Consider the following 19553-nt stretch of genomic DNA (forward strand, 5'->3'; position numbering starts at 1 on the left):
CCGAACCTCCGCAGGATCTGGGGCGTGGGGCCGCGAAGCAGCCCCACAGAGGGTCTCTTATTCCACTTTAGCCTTTTGTACGTCCTGCGATGCCGACCAGACGCGATAGCGCACTTCGACGCCTTCGGGTACATACACCACCACCGGCAGCTTGCTGTTGTAGCGGACCATGAAGCCTTCACCGACCACTGGCACGAAGGCCTCGGTCTTCTTGCCGTCCGGGCAGGCCATCAGGGTGCTGACCGGGCCGCCGACTTTCTCCAGACGGTAGTAGCTATAACCCCAGCCTTGCAGTGTTTTTTCTTCCAGGCTGCCGGCCAGGCGCTGGCGGTTGCAGTCCACCTGCAAGGTCTTGCCTGCCAGGATTTCCAGAGTGTGGGCCGATTCATCGGCCTGGGCCGGCAGGTGGATCACCTGCCGGGTGAAGCCTTTTTCAGCCTTGGGGTAGGGTGCGACATCTTCAAGTTTGGCGGCCATCGCCGGGGCGGCCATGGCCAGGGTCAGGGAACACATCGCGAACAGACGGGTAGGGCGCATAGGGCCTCCTTGCAATCAAACGGGTGCAATGCCGCCGCCAGGCCCCGGTCGCCCTCTGTCATTGGGCCAGCCAGCCGCCATCGACGTTCCAGGCGGCGCCGCGGACCTGGCTTGCGGCCTCGCTGCAGAGGAACAATACCAGTTCACCCAGATGCTCGGGAGTGACGAAGGCCAATGAAGGTTGTTTCTCGGCCAGCAGGTCGTGCTGGGCTTGCAGCGGATCGCCGCCATGGGCTGCACGGTCGTCAATCTGCTTTTGCACCAATGGCGTCAGCACCCAGCCAGGGCAGATGGCGTTGCAGGTGACGTTGTCGGTAGCGGTTTCCAGTCCGACCACTTTGGTCAGCCCGACCACGCCATGCTTGGCCGCCACATACGCGGCCTTGCCGCTGGAGCCGACCAAGCCATGCACCGAGGCGATGTTGATGATCCGCCCCCAGTTGCGTTCGCGCATGCCTGGCAGCGCCAGCCGGGTTCCGTGGAACACCGCCGACAGGTTGAGGGCGATGATCTTGTCCCAGGCTTGTACCGGGAACTGCTCCACCGGCGCCACATGTTGAATACCAGCATTGTTGACCAGGATATCGACACCGCCGAATTCGCGATTGGCGAGGGCGAACAGCGCCTCGATCTGGGCCGCATCGGACAGATCCGCCGGGTGATGCGCTACCTTCACGCCGTGGCGGGCGATCTCGGCCAGGGCTGGCGCCGGGTCGCCGAAGCCATTGAGCACGATGTTGGCACCCGCGCGCGCCAGCACTTGGGCGATGCCCAGGCCAATGCCGCTGGTGGAACCGGTGACGAGTGCAGTCTTGCCGTTGAGCGTCATGTAAAGCTCCTTAGACGATGCCGGTGGCGTAGAAAGTGGCGATGACCACGAATACCGCCAGGGTCTTGATCAATGTAATGCCGAAAATGTCTTTGTAGGCCTCGCGATGGGTCAGGCCCGTCACCGCCAGCAATGTGATCACCGCGCCGTTGTGCGGCAGGGTATCCATGCCGCCGCTGGCCATGGCGGCCACCCGGTGGAGCACTTCGAGCGGAATGTTGGCGGCGTTGGCAGCGGCGATGAAGCTTTCGCTCATGGCAGCCAGGGCGATGCTCATGCCACCGGATGCCGAGCCGGTGATGCCCGCCAGCAGCGTGACGGTAATGGCTTCGTTGACCAGCGGGTTGGGGATGGCGCGCAGGGCATCGGCCAGTACCAGGAATCCCGGCAGCGACGCAATCACTGCGCCGAAACCGTACTCCGAGGCGGTATTCATTGCCGCCAGCAGCGCACCACTGACCGCGCTCTTGGTGCCCTCCGCCAGGCGTGCACGAATGGCGCCAAAGGCACACACCAGTACCATCAAGATACCCACCAGCAAGGCTGCCTGCACTGCCCAGATGGCCGTGAGCTTGGCCACGTCGCTGTTGACCGGCGCGCTCATGCCCGGCAGTTGCAGGGTGTGGCTGGGGCCGTACCACTGTGGAATCCAATGGGTGAACAGCAGGTTCATGACCCCCACCAGCACCAGGGGCGACAAGGCCAGCCAGGGGTTGGGCAAGGTCAGGTCGGGGGCGGTCTCCGGCTCGTTGCGCAGGTCCTTGCCATAGCCTTCGCCTGCGCGCTGGGCCTTGTTGCGCTGGCGTTGCAGGTAGAGCATGCCTGCGCAGAACACGAACAAGGTGCCGATCAGTCCCAGCCAGGGTGCGGCCCAGGCGGTGGTATTGAAGAATGTGCTGGGGATGATGTTCTGGATCTGCGGCGTGCCGGGCAGGGCGTCCATGGTAAAGGAGAACGCACCGAGGGCGATGGTCGCCGGGATCAGTCGCTTGGGGATGTCGCTTTGGCGGAACATTTCGGCGGCGAACGGGTAAACCGCGAACACCACCACGAACAGCGACACGCCCCCGTAGGTAAGCAAGGCGCAGACAAGTACGATCACCAGCATGGCTTGCCGGGTGCCGAGCAGACCGATGGCAGCCGCGACGATGGAGCGAGAGAAGCCTGACAGTTCGATCAGCTTGCCGAACACCGCGCCTAGCAGGAAGACCGGGAAGTAGAGTTTGATGAAGCCGACCATTTTCTCCATGAACACCCCGGTGAATGCGGGGGCCACGGCGGCCGGGTCAGTGAGCAGTACCGCGCCGAGGGCGGCGATAGGGGCGAACAGGATCACGCTGTAGCCGCGGTAGGCGGCCAGCATCAGCAGGGCCAGGGCGGCCAGTGCGATGAGCACGGTCATCGGGATGAATCTCCTGGGTGGGTCTTGTTGTTATCGGTTACCAGGGGATAGCGGGAATCGTGCCAACTTATAAGTGATTGAATTACATAGATAAATTTGGTGGTTATAACGTATTTGTCTCTGATTTGAGACGGTTGGGCCCGCTTTGCAGTCCCTCGCCGGCACGCCGGGTCCTAACACGTGTCGTGTAGGCGAAGGATTGCCGGCGGTTGGGGTGGTATCCCTATATAGAGACAAAAATCTCAAAAATGAGACTAAAGCCCAAGCGCCACCATCTTCTTGTATAAGGTGGAGCGCCCCAGCCCCAACAACTTCGCGGCGTGCGGCACATTCCCCGAACATTCCAGCAAGGCATCGCCAATCAACTTGCGCTCGAACTGTTCACAGGCCTCTCGGTATGTTTGCCGCGTCACAGCCGCCGCCACCGGGCTCAATGGCCCCAGCGCCGAGCGTACTTCCGCAGGCCCCAGCCGCGGCTGGTCGGCCAACAACGTGGCCCGCTCCAACACATTGCGCAACTCCCGGATATTTCCTGGCCACGCGTGCCGGGCCAATAGCTGCAATGCCTCGGGCTCCAACTCGTACTGGCTGCCCAGCTCGGCCAGGATCGCTTCGCATAACGCTGGCAAGTCTTCCAGGCGCTCACGCAATGGCGGCACGTCGATGGGCAGCACGTTCAACCGGTAATACAGGTCGGCGCGAAATGCTCCACGGTCCATGGCGGCCTGCAGGTCGATGGAGGTGGCGGCGATAATCCGCACGTCGCTGCGCAGCATCTGGTTCGAACCCACAGGCTCGTATTCCTTTTCCTGCAGCACGCGCAGCAACTTGCTCTGCAGGGCCAGCGGCATGTCACCGATCTCGTCCAGGAACAGCGTGCCGCCCTCGGCCAGTTGCAGCTTGCCGCTGCGGCCCTTTCGGTCGGCGCCGGTGAAGGCACCTGGGGCGGTGCCGAAGAATTCGGCCTCCAGCAAGGTCTCTGGAATGGCCGCGCTGTTGATGCTGACGAACGCCTTGTGCGCGCGCGCCGAGGCGGCATGAATCGCATGGGCCAGCAACTCCTTGCCGGTGCCGGTCTCGCCCAGCAACAGCACGGGCGAATCGCTGCTCGCGCCACGCCGCGCCCGGCGCTTGGCCTCGAGGCTGGCCGCGCTGCTGCCGACGAACTGGGCGAAGCTGTACTTGGCCTGACGTGCCCTTAGCTGTGAGCGGGTGGACGCCAATTCCTGCTGCATGCTCGAGTAGCGTTTGAGGAGTGGCGACAGGCTGCGCAGTTCGTCAAACAAGGCAAAGCCGATGGCCCCGATCAGCGCGCCCTGGTCATCGTGGATGGGCAAGCGCATGACCACCAAAGGGTCGTTGTGGGTGTCGAGCATGTCCAGCAGGATTGGCCGGCCATTGCTGACCACCTCCCGCATCAGGCTGCCAGGGATCACCGACTCACACGGCTGGCCGATGGCGCTCGCGGCATCGGCCAGGCCAAAGCGCCGGGCATAGCGCTCGTTCATCCAGACGATGCGGGCCTGGCGGTCGACGATCACCGTGCCTTCGCTGGATTGCTCGATGATCTCGAACAGCGAGCGGATCGCCAGTTGCCTTACCTGGGGATAGTCCTTGAGGCTGTCGCTGTCGTGCATGGAGGAGGCCTGTTGAGGGGGAGACGCATTATGCGGCGAGGTATGGCCTGGGTGAAGACTGTGCTGCCTTGTCCGCGCCACGCTAGCGGCGAGGATCGAAAGCTTCGCGCAGGGCATCACCAATGAACACCAGTAGCGACAGGATCACCGCGAGGGCGAAGAACGCGGTAAAGCCCAACCACGGTGCCTCTAGGTGTTGCTTGCCCTGGGTCACCAGTTCGCCCAGCGAAGCGCTCCCTGCCGGCATGCCGAAGCCAAGGAAGTCCAATGCGGTCAGGGTGGTGATGGCCCCGGTGAGCATGAAGGGGATGAAGGTCAGGGTGGCATTCATGGCGTTGGGCAGGATATGCCGCAGCATCACCTGGGTATCGGGCAACCCGAGGGCACGGGCGGCCTTGACGTACTCAAGGTTACGCCCACGAAGGAACTCGGCGCGCACCACATCGACCAGGCTAAGCCATGAGAACAGCGCCATGATCCCCAGCAGCCACCAGAAGTCAGGCTCGACGAAACCACTGAGGATGATCAGCAGGTACAGCACCGGCAACCCTGACCATACCTCCAGCAACCGTTGCCCGAGCAGGTCGACCCAGCCGCCGTGGTAGCCCTGCAGGGCGCCGGCCATTACCCCGATCAGCACACTGACGACGGTAAGGGCGAAGGCGAACAGCAGCGACACCCGCGTGCCATAAAGCACCCTGGCCAGTACATCGCGTCCCTGGTCGTCGGTGCCCAGCCAGTTGCTGGCACTGGGTGGGCTGGGTGTGGGCACCTGCAGGTCGTAGTTTGGCGTGTCGGCGCTGAAGGGAATTGGGGCGAACAGCATCCAGCCACCCTGGCTTTCGATCAGTTGGCGCACATAGGCACTGCGATAGTCAGGCTGAAACGGCAATTGGCCGCCGAACTGCTGCTCGCTGTAGCGCTTGAACGCTGGAGCGTACAACTCGCCCTTGTAGCCCAGCAGCAAGGGTTTGTCATTGGCCACTAGCTCGGCGCCGAGGCTCAGCACAAGCAATCCGGCGAACAGCCACAAGGAAAGCCAGCCGCGGCGGTGGTTGCGAAAACGCTGCAGGCGGCGGCGGGAGACAGGCGAAAGCATCAGCGTACCCTCGCGTCGAAGTCGATGCGTGGGTCGAGCAGGGTGTAGGACAAGTCGCCGATCAAGCGAATCAGCAACCCCGCCAGGGTGAAGATGAACAGCGTGCCGAACACGATCGGGTAGTCCCTCGACACCGCGGCCTCATAGCTCAGGCGGCCCAGGCCATCGAGGGAGAAAATCACCTCGATCATCAGCGAACCGGCGAAGAACACTGTGATCAATGCCTGGGGCAGGCCGGCCAGGACCAGCAGCATGGCGTTGCGCAATACATGCCCGTACAGGACCCGGCGCTCACTGAGGCCTTTGGCCCGCGCCGTGACCACGTACTGGCGGGAAATCTCGTCGAGGAAAGCGTTCTTGGTCAGCAGCGTGAGCGTGGCGAAACCGCCGATCACCAGCGATCCGACAGGCAGTATCAGGTGCCAGAAATAGTCGGCGACCTTGCCCAGTAGGCTGAGTTGGTCGAAATTCTCCGAGACCAGCCCACGCACCGGGAACCAGTTGAGCGAGGTGCCACCTGCGAAGAGTACGATCAGCAACAGGGCGAACAGGAACGAGGGCAGGGCATAGCCGACCACGATCAGCGCGCTGCTCCAGGCATCGAAGCGACTACCGTGGCGCACTGCCTTGCGGATCCCCAGCGGGATGGACACCAGATAAGTGATCAGGGTGGCCCAGAAACCCAGGGACAGGGTCACCGGCAGTTTCTCCAGAATCAGGTCGGTCACCTTGGCGCCGCGGAAGAAACTCTGGCCGAAATCCAGCCGGGCATACTGTTCGAGCATCAACCAGAGGCGCTCGGGGGCGGACTTGTCGAAGCCGTATTGATGCTTGATCTCTTCGAGCAGCTTGGGGTCCAGGCCACGGCCAGCGCGAGACTCGCCATGCACGGCCTCGGCCCGTGCCCCGGGCGCACCGCCACCCAGCCCCTGCAGCCTGGCCACCGCCTGTTCGACCGGACCGCCCGGCGCAGCCTGGACGATGACGAAGTTGACCAGCAGGATGGCCAGCAGGGTAGGCACGATCAACAACAGGCGACGCAGGATATAGGCAGTCATGGCGACATCTTCCGGCGCTCGGCCATCTGCGCATTGGTCAGTGCGGTCGGGCTGATTTCCCACCAGGTGTCCAGGCCTTCATCATAGGCAGCCTGGACCTTGGGCAGGCCAAAACGGTTCCACCAGACGGTGGAGCTGCCGGGTGGATAGTAGTTGGGGATCCAGTAGTAGTTCCATTGCAGCACCCGGTCCAGGGCATGGGCGTGGCGCAGCATGTCGGCCTGGGTGCTGGCGCGGACCAGGCCATCGATCAAGGTGTCCACCGCCGGGTCCTTGAGCACCATCAGGTTGTTCGACCCCGGGTCGTTGGCCGCTGCCGAGCCGAAGTAATTGTACAGTTCGGCACCGGGCGACAAGGTGACAGGGTAGCCGGTGACGATCATGTCGTAGTCTCGGGCCATCAGACGGTTGATGTACTGAGCCGAGTCGACGTTGCGGATATTCAGCGTGATGCCGATCTGCGCCAGGTTGCGCTTCCACGGCAGTAGCAGCCGCTCCATCCCGGACTGGCCGTTCAAGAAGGTGAACGCCAGCGGTTCGCCCTGCGCATTCACTAGCTGGTCACCCTGGGGGTGCCAGCCGGCCTGCTGCAACAAGGCCAGTGCCTGCAGCTGCTGAGTTCGGATGATGCCAGAGCCGTCGGTCACCGGTGCCGTATACACCTGGCTGAATACTTCATCGGGGACCTTGCCCCGTAGCGGTTCGAGCACCTGCAGTTCGCTGGCGTCGGGCAGCGCACGGGCAGCAAGGGGGGTGTTGGAGAACATGCTCTGCTGGCGGATGTACAGGCGGCGCATCATCTGCCGGTTGCTCCATTCGAAATCCCAGAGCATCGCCAGCGCCTGGCGTACACGGCGGTCGTTGAATTGCGGGCGGTCCAGGTTGAATACGAAGCCCTGGGCCGTTTGCGGCTTGGCAGGGCCTAGATGGGCCCGTTGCAAGCGACCATCGTCCAGCTGCGCGCCATTGTAGCCTAGCGTGTAGGCCGTTGCGGAGAACTCGCGGTTGTAGTCGTAGCCGCCGCCCTTGAGCACCTGGCGGGCCACTTCGGTGTCGCCAAAGTACTCGATGCGGATCTGGTCGAAATTGTAGCGGCCACGGCTGGCCGGCAAATCTTTGGCCCACCAGCCGGGGTTGCGTTCGAAGGTGATGCTGCGGCCGTTGTCGATCCGACCGATTCGGTAAGGGCCGCTACCGACGGGCTTTTCAAAGCCTGCGCCATTGGCAAAGTCACGGTTCTGCCAGTCGTGCTCAGGCAGTACCGGAAGGCTGGCCACGTCCAAGGCCAGGGTACGGCCATGGGGTTGCTTGAAATCGAAGCGTACCCGATGCGGGCTTTCCACCGTCACGCTGGTAACTTCCGCGAACTGGGTGCGGAACTTGAGGCTGCCCTTGCTCATCAGCAACTGGTAGGTAAACCGTACGTCTTCGGCGCGCACCGGCTTGCCATCGGCGAAGGTGGCGCGCGGGTCGATCTCCAAACGCAGCCAGGCATCGTCTGGCCCACGTTCCATGCGCCGGGCGATCAGCCCGTAGACGGTGTAGGGTTCGTCGAACGAGCGCACTGCCAGGGGCGCATACAGCCAGCCGTCGACCTCGGAAACACCGATGCCTTTGTCGATGTAGGGCAGGATGTGGTCGAACTGGCCGATTTCGATGGCCGAACGGCGAATGCTACCGCCTTTGGGTGCATCGGGGTTGACGTAGTCGAAATGGCGGAAGGCCTGGCCATAACGGGGGGCTTCACCATAGACGGTGAGGGCGTGGGTGGGGGCTGCCTTGGCTGTGAGGGACAGGCACAACAGTGCGAGCCCCCACACGCTTGCTCCCCTGGGGAACATCACCGGCAACGGTGACTTAGTCCTGGCGGCTGGTCACTTCCAGCAGGTGGTAACCGAATTGGGTCTTCACCGGGCCTTGGACAACATTCAGCGGGGCGCTGAACACCACGGTATCGAATTCGCGAACCATCTGGCCTGGACCGAACGAGCCCAGGTCACCGCCTTGACGGCTGGACGGACAGGTAGAATTGGCCTTGGCGACTTCAGCGAAGTCGGCACCGGCTTCGATCTGGGCTTTGAGCTCGTTGCATTTCTCTTCCGAGCTGACCAGGATGTGGCGGGCAGTGGCACGTGCCATGGGAACTACTCCTTGGGTAAAAAAGCAAGCCTAACGCACTTGTCTGGGATATGTCTCGCAAGGCTTGCTGTACGTTTCCTACAAGCGCGCTGCCGCGTCACGCAACAGCGTTTCGGTCGACGCCCAACCCAGGCAACCATCGGTAATCGACACGCCGTACTTCAACGTGCCCTTGTCCAGTGCCTGGCAACCGTCGAACAGATGCCCTTCGAGCATCACGCCGACGATCGAGCGATCACCGGCCAGGCGTTGGCTCAGCACCTGCTCGAACACGGCCGGTTGGCGAGCCGGGTCTTTGCCGCTGTTGGCATGACTGCAATCGACCATGATCCGTGCTGCCAGCCCTGCTTTGGCCAGGCCCTGGCGGGCTTGGGCGATGCTCTGTGCGTCGTAGTTGGGGCCTTTGTGGCCACCGCGCAGTACCAGGTGGGTATCCGGATTGCCCAGGGTTTCGATGATCGCCGGGTAGCCCTGCGCATCCATGCCGAAGTGGCGATGGGGATGGGCGGCGCTACGCATGGCGTCGCAGGCGATTCCGACACCGCCATCGGTGCCATTCTTGAAGCCCACTGGCAGTTCGAGCCCGCTGACCATCTCGCGGTGAATCTGCGACTCGGTGGTGCGTGCGCCAATGGCGGCCCAGCCCAGCAGGTCGTCGAAGTAGCTGGCGGCCATCGGTTGCAGCAGTTCGGTGGCAATCGGCAGGCCGCGCTCGATCATGTTGAGCATCAGGCCACGGGACAAGGCGATACCCGAGTGCATGTCATCGCTGCCATCGAGGTGCGGGTCGTAGGCCAGGCCTTTCCAGCCGACGGTGGTGCGTGGCTTTTCGACGTAGGCACGCATCACCAGCAACAGCTGGTCGTTCACTTCGCGGCTGAGGGCTGCGAGGCGGTCGGCGTATTCCAGGGCCGAGCGCGGGTCGTGGATCGAGCACGGGCCGACGACTACCAAAAGACGTTCGTCGCGGCCTTCGAGAATGGCGCGGATCGCTTGGCGGTGGGCCTGGACTTGTTGGGCGAGCTCGAGGGACAGCGGCATCTGCTGCTTGAGCAAGTGCGGGCTGGGCAGGCGCTTGCTGACGGTGGTGTTGGCAGCTTGAGGCTGGGAAAGGGGCAGGGCGAGGTTGGAAGCTTGCATGGCGTGGTATCCCTGGGCGGACGGCGGGTGCTGGCCCGCTCGATCGGCCCTATCGAGGTGTTCGACAGATCGTCAAATTCGGTTCTTGTGCGGCAGTGCCACCGGAGATCGACCGTACGGAGGCGGCAGGCTGGCCCGAACGGGATTGGCTAAATCGCCAGGCATAGGTATTTGCGTAGCAGTAAGTGGCGTAGTTCATGAATCTGTCCTCAGTGTGAATCGGTGTTGTCGATGGCCTGAAAAGCAAAACCCCCGGTCGGGGAGCCGACCGGGGGTTTGAGTATTCTCGTATTCGGCGGCCCCTCGAAAGTGGGCGCCGTGTGGGTATCAGCGGCGCCTAGTGGCTAAACCAATACCCAAAATAAAAGCTGGCGACAGCCTCGCAGCCAGCAACGGCCAGCACAGGACGCGCGGTGCGACCGGTGTGTTTGGCGGGGTTGCAGGTGTGTTTCGGCATGTTGCTCTCCAATGAATGAGCCCGAGCATACTTCAGGTGCCGCGCGGTATTCAATGGATAAATACTATTGAGCCGATCACACCTTGAACTGCGCCACCATGCCGTTCAGGTCAACCGCCAGGCGCGAGAGGTCCTGGGCTGCCGCGCTGGTCTGGTTGGCCCCCGCTGAGGTCTGCATCGCCAGATCACGGATGTTCACCAGGTTGCGATCCACTTCGCGTGCCACCTGCGCCTGCTGCTCGGACGCGCTGGCGATCACCAGGTTGCGCTGGTTGATCGAGGCGATTGCCTCGGCGATCACTTCCAGCGCCTGACCTGCTGATTGCGCCACCTCCAGGGTGCCGTTGGCCCGGCCTTGGCTGCTGTGCATGGCGGACACCGCCCGTTCGGTACCAGACTGAATACCGACGATCATCTGCTCGATCTCGGCGGTGGACTGCTGGGTACGGTGGGCGAGGGCGCGGACTTCGTCAGCCACTACGGCGAAACCTCGGCCCGCTTCACCGGCGCGTGCGGCCTCGATGGCGGCATTGAGGGCCAGCAGGTTGGTCTGACCGGCGATGGCACCGATCACGTCGAGCACGCGGCTGATTTCGTTGGCGTTGCTGGCCAGCTGTTCGATCTCCTGTGAGGTGCCGGAGACGTCCTGGACCAGATGCTGGATCGACTCCAGGGCCTGGTTGACCCGGTCACGGCCGTCGCGAGTGGTGCGGTCGGCGCCCTTGGAGGCATCGGCGGTGCTCACCGCATTGTTGGCCACTTCTTCCACCGCGGCGGTCATCTGGTTGACCGCAGTGGCGGCCTGGTCGATTTCCGCACTCTGCTGGTGCAGGCCGCGACTGGTGTCTTCGGTGACGGTGTGCAGCTCTTCGGATGCCGACGCCAGCTGGTCGGAAGACGCGGCGATCTTGCGAATGGTGTCGCGCAGGCTCTCCTGCATGCGGCTCAGTGCGCCCAGCAGCAGGGCGGGCTCATCGCGGCCGCTCACCTTGATCGGCTGGGTCAGGTCACCGGTAGCGACGCGCTCGGCCACGCTCACGGCTTCGCCCAGTGGCACGACGATGCTGCGCGTGAGCAGGGTGGCGATGGCGGCAAGGGCGAGCATGATGACCACCAGCGAAACAGTGATGGCCAGGAAGGCTTCGTCCGCCATGTCGCTGCTCCGTTGCGAAGCGTCTTCGGCGCCTTTGCCGTTGTAGGCGATGAGGGCGCTCATGGCCTTCATCATGCTATCGGCGTGCTGGGTCAGCGGGCCGCTGATACGCTGCTTGGCTTGAGCGATACGGCCGGCGGCGAGGTCTTCGATCACCAGGGCCTGGCCCTCGTAGTACTGCTGGTGAGCCGTGGTGAATGCAGCGAACAGGGCGCGGTCGTCGGCGTCGATGATGGTTGTCTCATAGTCCTTGAGGCCGCTTTGCAACTGCTCGTTGATGCCTTTGAGCTGCTCGATGTTGCGGGCGCGTTCGCTGTCGTTATCGTCCAGTGCGGCGCGCAGGGTGATGGCACGGGCTCGACCGAGATTGCTGCTGATCTCGCTCAATGCGACCACCGAAGGCATCCACGTCATGCGGATCTCATCCGTGGCCTTGTCCATTTGCCGGGTTTCGAATAGCGCGATCAGGCCCATGGCCAGGACCAGGATGCCCAACAAGGCGAACACGCTGGCAGCGCGAATGCCGATCTTCATATTCCTTAGCTGCATTGATTGCTCCTTGACGTCGTCGTGCAGGCGTCAAGAGCATGGTCGCAAGGCCGGGTCACTGGGGCTGGCGCCAGGCTCTTGATGCGCTGCGAATTAAGTGTGTTTTTCTCACCCTCATTTCTTTTTTGTTTGAATGATGCCACGGTGCCATCATTGCTGAACAGCCATTCAACTTCGTTGTGCAAAAGACGCGTCCGCCCTCGTTGGCGGACTTGTCAGTTCCCTGGCGGTCAGACGACAGGAATCAACGGGTCGGCAGCTGCGAGGGCCTGGGTACGGTCCGCAGCGGGCGGGTAGATCCATACCGAGTTGATCTGGCGTTTGAGATGCTTACCCTCCAGGCCTTGCAGCTTGAGCTCACGTTCCCAGCCTTCGGTGAATGCCGCGCCCCATTCACCAAGGTCCAGGCAGGTGACGTACTTGGGTTGACGGTAGGCGACCGGTTGCAGCTCGAGCAGGTCGGCCGCTGCGTTGTTACCACTGTGGCGGCCCATGGGGATGGCATGCTGGCAGGTCATCAGCGCGTGGTTGCCCAGATCGTCCACCGCCGCCCAAGCGGTATCGCCGGTGGCATAGATATGCGATTGGCCGATCACTTTCAGGTGCTCGTCGACCCGCAGACGTCCAAGGCTGTCGCGCTCTCCGGCAATTTGCGCGGTCAGTGGGCTGGCCTTCACGCCGACTGTCCAGATAACCGTATGGCTAGCGACGTATTCGCCGTTGTCGAGGGTCACGCCTCCGGCATCGACTGCTACTACCGAGCTGCCGGTCAGCCATTGCACGCCCGCTTGTTCGCAGGCCGCGACGATCGAAGGTGTGATGCCTGCGCCAAGCGCCCCTCCCACGGTGGCACCACGGTCGATGACCAGTACCCGTAACGAAGCCTGTTCGCCCAGCACCGACCGCAGGCGAGCTGGCATTTCAGTTGCTGTTTCGATGCCGGTGAAACCACCGCCACACACGACCACGGTGTTGCGTGCTGGCGACTCCGGTCGCGACGCGAGGGCTACAAGATGCTGTTCAAGACGCATGGCCGACTCCATCTGGTCGACATCGAAAGCGTATTCGACCAGGCCCGGCACGGCGGGGCGCGCGACTTGGCTGCCGGCGGCGAGAATCAGACGGTCATAGGTGATCCGTTGCAGCTGGCCGTGATTGTCGGTGTAGCTGACGCTGCGGCCTTGGGCGTCGATGGTGTCGGCGCTGCCTTGGATGAAGTGAATGCCAACGGCTTCGAAAAGCTCGCCCAGCGGCGCTTTCATGCTGTGGACATCCGCTTCGTAAAAGCGCGGGCGAATGCGCAGCTCAGGTTGTGGTGCAAGCACGCTGATGCGCACATCGTCGCGTCCAGCCTGGTCCAGCAGGCGGGCGGCGCTCAGGGCGCTCCAAACACCGGCAAAGCCGGCACCGATGATCAGGATGTTGGATTTCATGAGGGGCTCCGCAGGGGTCGTTCACGAGGTCTGGAAGGATTCGATGACGTCAGCTGAGTCGTTCGAATAACTACGACTGTATTGATCGCAGTTGATGGCCGCAAGCTTTTTTTCTCTTCGGCGCCTGGCAAGATGACGATCAATCGCAGAGAAAGCCATTTATCCCGGGGTTGTAACAGCGGTTTAGGCATGTTTGTGAACGACGAACGGCGATCGACTACTTTGCTATTACGACGGTTAGCGCGTAACATTTGCGACAGGATTAGTCGGAGATAGATATGTCCCTCTACAGTGCTGGGGTCGAATACGGCATCCACTGCTTGTTGTACTTGGTGGACGAGCGTGGTGAGACGCGCGAGTCCAGCGTCCGCGACCTGGCCGAGTTGCAAGGCGTGCCGCAGGAGTACCTGGCCAAGGTTTTCACCAAGTTGGCGCGCGCGGGGTTGGTGGCGGCGACCGAAGGGGTGCGTGGCGGTTTCCGCCTGGCGCGGCCGTCGGATGAAATCACCGTGCTCGACATCGTCACGGCGATCGATGGCCCGAAGAAAATCTTCGACTGCCGAGAAATTCGCGAGCGCTGCACACTCTTTGATGGCTCGCCTCCTGGATGGGCGACCGAGGGCACCTGTGCGATCCACGCGGTGATGCTCAATGCACAAAAACGCATGGAGGAAGCGCTGGCCCAGCAAACTATCCTTGACCTTGCCCGGCGTTTCGGGCGCAAAGCGCCGGCAGCGTTTGGCCAGCAGGTCAACGCGTGGATCAGTGAGCGACGCGAGGGAAAGGGCGGCGCCTTAGAGATACCGGTGAAGCAGGTGTAGCTTTCATCCTGCGTCACCGGCTCCGGGGCCCAGTTCGGTGCGAACAGCGATCACCTCATTTGCGCGTCAGGGGCGGTCCGTGAGCGTTTCGAAGGCTTTGACGCGCTTGATCAGGCTTTTATGGCCGGCGGAACTCGCGCTGTTGAACAGGAAGGAGAAGTCCGAGGCCAAGGAGGGGCTGCCGGCAATCGTCGCGTACTGATGGCATTTGTTGCAGTCATCGCCCTGTACGTAAGTCTCCATGGTGGTGTTGGCCACCGGCACGTTGCCCTGACTGATGAACGGCCCGTATGACAGCGGCACCTGGGCATTGGCGCCCGGCTCCGGGCTGGGAGGATTGGGCGCGAGGGTCCACAGTACGTTGATCAGCTTGTAGTACTGGAACACCGACTGGCCGTGGGTCTGCTGTGCAAAGTTGGATTGCACCGCGCTGTTCAGGGCTTGCAGGTCGCTGGGGACGGGGTGCTCACGGGTGGTCTGTACCGGCTGGTCGCGTGGAAAGAGATCGGTGCAGTCCTTGTCGGGGTGGTATTGCTTGCACTGAATACGAGCCACATTGGGTTCACACGCAGGGCCGCTCCCACAGTCGGGGTTGTTGAAAGAGAAACCGTTCGGCGGGGTTCCTTGCGGCGGGGCCTGGTCCGGTTCGGGCACGTTGTCCACCTGCTCGAAGGTGGTCCAGATGAAATTGGGCGACGCCTGGGTCTTGTTGATGATATGCAGGCCCACCAGCCCCACCACTTCCTGGGTGCACTCCAGTGTGTCGGGGCGTTTGAGCCAGGCGACGGTGGTCAGGTAGCGCCCGAACAGCTCGGGTTTGCCGGTCAGCACACGCCACGCGGCCTTGAGCTCAAGCGCGCCCAGCTGCTCCTGTGGCACAGGGGTCGGCGGCAGCGAACGCATTGGCTCGCCGAGGGGCAGCGACAGGCCTTCCGGTGTATTGCCATCGAGGTTTTGCGCGACCTTCAACTGATTGGCGGCATCATAGAGCCCCTTCTCGACGATGTAGTCGAACTCGGCCTTGCCCACTTTGCGTTCAAAGAACACCAAGTTGCCAGACTGGTCCGTCAGCCAGCCGCCGGACGCTTCCATGACGGGGTCGGGAATAGAAGCGACCGTCCCGGTCGAGAGGTGGAAACCATGCAAGGCGTTGATCGCGCCTTCTGAGGTGGCATTCATGAACTTGCGTGCACCTACCTTCAGGGCCTTCAGACTGCCCTGGGTGCTGCAACCGGACGGTACCATGGTTTGCACGCCCCAACCGGTGGGCGTGGGCGCGCCGGGCAGGAAGATGTCGTTGGCATCTTTGTAGCTGGCCCACACGGGCGCCACGCTCATGGGTTGCCCTGGGGAAGAGGGCACTCCGAATTGCGCCAGGGTGCTGTTCATGTCGGGTTCACCCGCCAGGCTGGCGGTGGCAGGCCAGCCGGGATTGACCGGCCAGTTCAGGGCGATGAACAACTGCCAGGCAAAACAGTTCATGAACGCCTGGTTGGTGGCATTGAAGTTGTTGACCGGCAGGAACCCTCCACTGGCCGGATTGAACACCAATTGCTGCTGCACACAGCTGTCGGCATCCGACATCGTGGCTGCCGCAGCGGGAGGCAGGGCCGACAGATACAGCAACATGCCGCTCAACAGCGAGATGAGACTCAAGCGTGACCTGGACATCATTGCGCTCCTTGCAAGCTGTGAAGCCGCACCCGAAGGTGCGGCACGAGAGGGGCGTGGTTCAGGCGCCGGGCACCAGCGCCAGGCCGGCCTCCCAAGGGTGATCGGCCGCGCTCACGTTCGCGTCTTCGCCCGGATTGAGCGCGCGCACCATGACCAGACCGGGTGCTGCCGTCGGGCTCACCGTGATGGTGAGGATGTAGGCCTGGGTACCGCCGGAGTTGGTCTGTCCGGGAATGGCGGATGCGTCTGGCAGGTAGTGGGTGACCTGCGCCGTGATGCCGGGGTTGGAGAATTGCACCCGTGCATTCTGCGTCGTGGTGCTCGGGTCGGCGCCCTGCACCACCAGTACGAACGAGTTGCTGCTGCCCGGTGCAAGCCAGGCGGGCAGGTCGGTGGGTGATTGTCCGTAGAACAGGTCTACTGGCAGCAGTTGAACCGGCCAGGGTTGCAGCCCCTCAACCCGCGCCTGTACGCAAGGGAACGACGGGGGTGTGACGGTGATCGGCTTGGCGGTGACGCTCAGGCCCACCAGCAGTTGTTGGGCGATGACCCACACATAGTCGACCCGTTGGCCATTGATGGTGATGTCATTGATCGAGAAGCCTGCGCTTTGCGGAACCTCGAACACCGCCTGCAGGATCTGGTCGGAGCCGTTGGCCGCCGACTTGGCCGTGCCGCGCGTGATGCGCCAATACTGGCTCACGTCCTGGCCCTGCGGGCCTTTCCAGGCGCTGAAATCGGTGGGCTGTTGCAGGTACAGGCCAATGGGGTTGGTCAGCGACAGCCGATTGTTCACCGCCTTGGTATTGGCCATGAAGCCGATGTGCGGGTCGGAGTTGCGATAGTTCTGTCCGTACTGCGCGCAGCAGATCAGCGACTGGGCGTTCTGGCTGCTGCTCACCGGTCGCAGGAGGGTGGCGGCGGCAGCCAGGTACACCTCGGCACTGAGGGTGTTGGGGCCGGACGTCAGGTGCATCGCGCCGCCGTACTGGCCGGGTACACAGGCCGTACCGGCGTTCCATTTGTTGACCGTGTCATAGGCCGGCTGGCCGGTGGTGGGGTCGATCACTGGATCTCCGGCCTTGCCGGTCGGGCAATCGACGGCATAGCGCAGGTACAGGTCTTCGAGTTGCACGTTCGGGTCGATGTAGTCCCGGTACAGGCCCAGTACCGCGTTCGGATCGATGCGCCACATGGCCAGGAAATAGGCGGGGTTTTCGCAGGTGAATGTGATCTTGCGCATGTTGCCGTCGGTATCGCGCACGATGGACCACTCGCAGTACTCGTCGAGCCAGCCCCGTGGGCCGGAGGGCGAGAACGCCGTGTACTGGCCTTTCCAGTCGATGCTGGGGCAGCGCTTGGCCGGCAGTTGCAGCAAGGTCCCTTGGTTGTCGGGATCGTAGAGTTTGTAGAGGGTGTTGTTGAGGGTGATCTGGCCGTGATCGGCCAATTCCATCACCTGCTCCAGAGTCATGGCGTTGCCGCCCAGTTGGGGAACGATCGCCGCACCGTTGTTGTAGAAAAACGTCCAGAGCCGGTTGGGGAAGGGCGCCCAGGTGATCGCGGGGACAGTCACGTCACCGAAGCCTTCGACGAGCGGATTGTAGTAACCCGAGCGGGGGGCGTCGTTAAGGTTGGACCAGGGGTTGCCGATGATGGACGATTGGGTCCAGCCGGTGAGGTTGTTGTTCCAGTCGGTTTCAAACTGCGGCAACTGGTCTTCCAGGCCCAGCTTGTTGTAGTCCTTGGGGGCTTGGCCGGCGGGCGAGGTGAACTGTGTGAAGGACGTGCTCATGTCGGTTCTCCTGGTAGGCGTGAGGTGGAAGCAGAACAACAGCCGGTCACCGGGGGCGGACCGGCAGGGGTTTGGCGCGGGTCATCCCACACCAGTCGGGCGATGAATCCAGGCAGGGTCGTGTATTGGTCGGGTGTCAGCACGCGGCCGCTGTCCACATGTGTGACCACCAGCGATAACGGCGTCGTAGCGTCGGGCGAGAGACCCAGCGCGCTGGCATTGCGGGCCGCATTCAGTGCGCGGGACACGCCGTGGGTGATGCAGCGGCCCTTGTCGTCCACCAACCCCATGCCGATACGGCTGAAGCGCCCCACGTAATGAGGGTTGTCGGCGCTTACGTGTTGCGCACTGGCGTCGGGCTGGTCGAGGAATACGTCGATCAGGTAGGTGTCATGGGTGCAACGAACATGGTCGAACACCACCCACGGCCCGGGCCCTGCAGCGGTATCCGCAGTCGAGGCGGATGTTGCGCTGTGCTTGCAGCAGGCACTGTTGGCTGCCTTGGGTGCGCCAAACTGCGGGGCTACCGGCACGCCGTAGTCGTAACCGATGTGTCGGCTGTCCTGGGCCATGTCACCCAGGGTGGTGTAGCGCCAAGGGTCGGCAGTGGTGAAGTTGAGTTGCGTGGCGTCACGCCCAACGAACGGCTGGAGCAGGCACTGCGTGGTGAATTGCGCCCCGGGGTGGGCCCTGATCCAGACTTCGAGCATGCGGTCGATGTTGGCGTGGTAGGAGCAAAACACCGGATCGAACGCGGTGTAGGCGTTATCGGCCATGTCGCCGCCGATCCAACCGTGGTAGTTGTCATGAGGTTGCTCGTACAGGCCATCGAAGTTGAGGCTGCGATTGGGGTACAGGCGGTCTTCCTGGGGTGGATCGAACACTGGAATGTTGGCCCATGGATAGCCGGGCACGCCCTGTGGCTGGCTGAAGGTGGCGAACTTCAGGGCATCGACCACCTGCTGCTGGAAGATCCGGCTCATGCCGAACAAGCGCGTGCGAGCGAAGCGCGACTCGTCGCCATGGGTGTAGAACAATGGATCGCGCTGCACGTACCGGCAATCCACCCCGTCGCCCGCGCCGCTGGCGCAGACCTTGGAACAGCCATCCTTGGCAGCCGCATAGCGCAAGGGGTTGGGCCGGGTCTGGCCGGTGTGCGGGTGCACATAGGTTTCATCGAGGAAGGCCTGGGGCAGGCCGGCTTGCGCGCTGCCATCGACGCTGGCGTCTTCGGCCATCCAGTCCCAGTAAGGGATTGCGCAGTCGATCAGTTCTTCGAGGTACAACAGGTAGGCCCGATGCCAGAGCGCAAAGGCCTCCTGATAATGCAGGCACCAATTGGTGTGGATATAGGCGTAACGTTGCCAGGGCGAGCCGCTGTCAGGGTCGCCCACGTGCATCACGTCGTCCAAGCGCGCGCGGTACAGGTTCAGCTCCTCCAGGCTCAGGGCGCGGATGTCCTGCCTCACCCGCTTGACCGGCTGCGGCAGGTCCGGCGGTGGGATGCGCTCGGCCAGGTCGAAGGGAGAACTGTCGTCCAGGCGCCAGCCCTGGTTGACCCACAACCTGAAGGTTTCCAGCGCATCGATTGGCCAGAACTGCTGCTGGTCCAGCGTCAGCGGCATGTTGCGCGAGGCGAGGTGCTGGTAAATGGTTTCTGACCAGGCCTTTACCGACCCAGGGTCGTCCAGATACACGAAATAGGCATTCATGCACCCGATCCAAGAGGCGGCCACGTCCGCTCGCTGCGCGGCGGGAATCCAGTACGGGGCGGTGAAAAGGCCGTGGATGTCCGCGGCCCATGTGGGTTTGGCAATGATCATGAGGTCC

General features: G+C 62.8%; 15 protein-coding genes. 1 reads left to right on the forward strand and 14 read right to left on the reverse strand.

All coding sequences use genetic code 11. From position 1 onward, the window contains the following. Positions 1–57: 57 nt before the first annotated feature. From eco to H620_RS0111125, 11 genes are all read right to left on the reverse strand, one after another. Complete coding sequence (gene eco / locus H620_RS0111075) at positions 58–537, reverse strand: serine protease inhibitor ecotin (RefSeq protein WP_023380746.1); 480 nt, start codon at positions 535–537, stop codon at positions 58–60. Positions 538–595: 58 nt separating this feature from the next. Continuing rightward, a complete protein-coding gene (gene hbdH, locus H620_RS0111080; RefSeq protein WP_023380744.1) occupies positions 596–1366 on the reverse strand; it encodes a 3-hydroxybutyrate dehydrogenase in 771 nt (256 codons plus the stop codon). Positions 1367–1376: 10 nt separating this feature from the next. Further along, positions 1377–2768, reverse strand: coding sequence for a GntP family permease (locus H620_RS0111085; protein WP_023380742.1), 1392 nt, complete (start codon positions 2766–2768; stop codon positions 1377–1379). Between the two features lie 254 nt (positions 2769–3022). Further along, positions 3023–4405, reverse strand: coding sequence for a sigma-54 interaction domain-containing protein (locus tag H620_RS0111090; protein ID WP_023380741.1), 1383 nt, complete (start codon positions 4403–4405; stop codon positions 3023–3025). A gap of 82 nt (positions 4406–4487) precedes the next feature. Then, entirely contained in the window at positions 4488–5504 is a 1017-nt protein-coding gene (locus tag H620_RS0111095; protein ID WP_023380739.1) for an ABC transporter permease, read from the reverse strand. Continuing rightward, complete coding sequence (locus H620_RS0111100; RefSeq protein ID WP_023380737.1) at positions 5504–6562, reverse strand: microcin C ABC transporter permease YejB; 1059 nt, start codon at positions 6560–6562, stop codon at positions 5504–5506. Before H620_RS0111100 ends, H620_RS0111095 begins: the two co-directional genes overlap by 1 nt. Continuing rightward, complete coding sequence (locus H620_RS0111105) at positions 6559–8403, reverse strand: extracellular solute-binding protein (protein ID WP_027907357.1); 1845 nt, start codon at positions 8401–8403, stop codon at positions 6559–6561. The genes H620_RS0111100 and H620_RS0111105 overlap by 4 nt, the downstream gene beginning before the upstream one ends. Before the next feature lie 16 nt (positions 8404–8419). After that, positions 8420–8701 (reverse strand): peptidylprolyl isomerase, encoded by a 282-nt coding sequence (locus H620_RS0111110; protein WP_023380733.1) that lies wholly within the window; start codon positions 8699–8701, stop codon positions 8420–8422. Between the two features lie 78 nt (positions 8702–8779). After that, positions 8780–9841, reverse strand: a complete 1062-nt coding sequence (locus H620_RS0111115; RefSeq protein WP_023380731.1) for a 3-deoxy-7-phosphoheptulonate synthase — start codon at positions 9839–9841, stop codon at positions 8780–8782. 533 nt (positions 9842–10374) lie between these two features. Continuing rightward, positions 10375–12000, reverse strand: a complete 1626-nt coding sequence (locus tag H620_RS0111120) for a methyl-accepting chemotaxis protein (protein WP_027907358.1) — start codon at positions 11998–12000, stop codon at positions 10375–10377. Positions 12001–12230: 230 nt separating this feature from the next. Next, a complete protein-coding gene (locus tag H620_RS0111125; RefSeq protein WP_023380728.1) occupies positions 12231–13433 on the reverse strand; it encodes an NAD(P)/FAD-dependent oxidoreductase in 1203 nt (400 codons plus the stop codon). A 278-nt stretch (positions 13434–13711) separates the two neighbouring features. On the opposite strand from H620_RS0111125, the gene H620_RS0111130 reads away from it, so the two are divergent. Continuing rightward, on the forward strand, positions 13712–14254 hold the full coding sequence (locus H620_RS0111130; protein ID WP_023380726.1) for an RrF2 family transcriptional regulator: 543 nt from the start codon (positions 13712–13714) through the stop codon (positions 14252–14254). Between the two features lie 66 nt (positions 14255–14320). Here the strand turns inward: H620_RS0111130 and H620_RS0111135 are convergent, their stop codons facing one another. The 3 genes from H620_RS0111135 to H620_RS0111145 form a co-directional block, all read right to left on the reverse strand. Continuing rightward, complete coding sequence (locus H620_RS0111135; RefSeq protein ID WP_027907359.1) at positions 14321–15925, reverse strand: hypothetical protein; 1605 nt, start codon at positions 15923–15925, stop codon at positions 14321–14323. Between the two features lie 61 nt (positions 15926–15986). After that, the gene (locus H620_RS0111140; protein WP_023380723.1) at positions 15987–17723 is read right to left on the reverse strand and encodes a hypothetical protein; all 1737 of its coding nucleotides are present in this window, start codon (positions 17721–17723) and stop codon (positions 15987–15989) included. After that, positions 17720–19546 carry a tyrosinase family protein gene (locus tag H620_RS0111145; RefSeq protein ID WP_023380722.1) on the reverse strand — a complete coding sequence of 609 codons (1827 nt, stop codon included), beginning with the start codon at positions 19544–19546 and terminating at the stop codon, positions 17720–17722. Before H620_RS0111145 ends, H620_RS0111140 begins: the two co-directional genes overlap by 4 nt. Positions 19547–19553 lie beyond the last annotated feature (7 nt).

The sequence above is a fragment of the Pseudomonas taiwanensis DSM 21245 genome (assembly GCF_000425785.1).
In the GTDB taxonomy this organism is placed as follows: Bacteria; Pseudomonadota; Gammaproteobacteria; order Pseudomonadales; family Pseudomonadaceae; genus Aquipseudomonas; species Aquipseudomonas taiwanensis.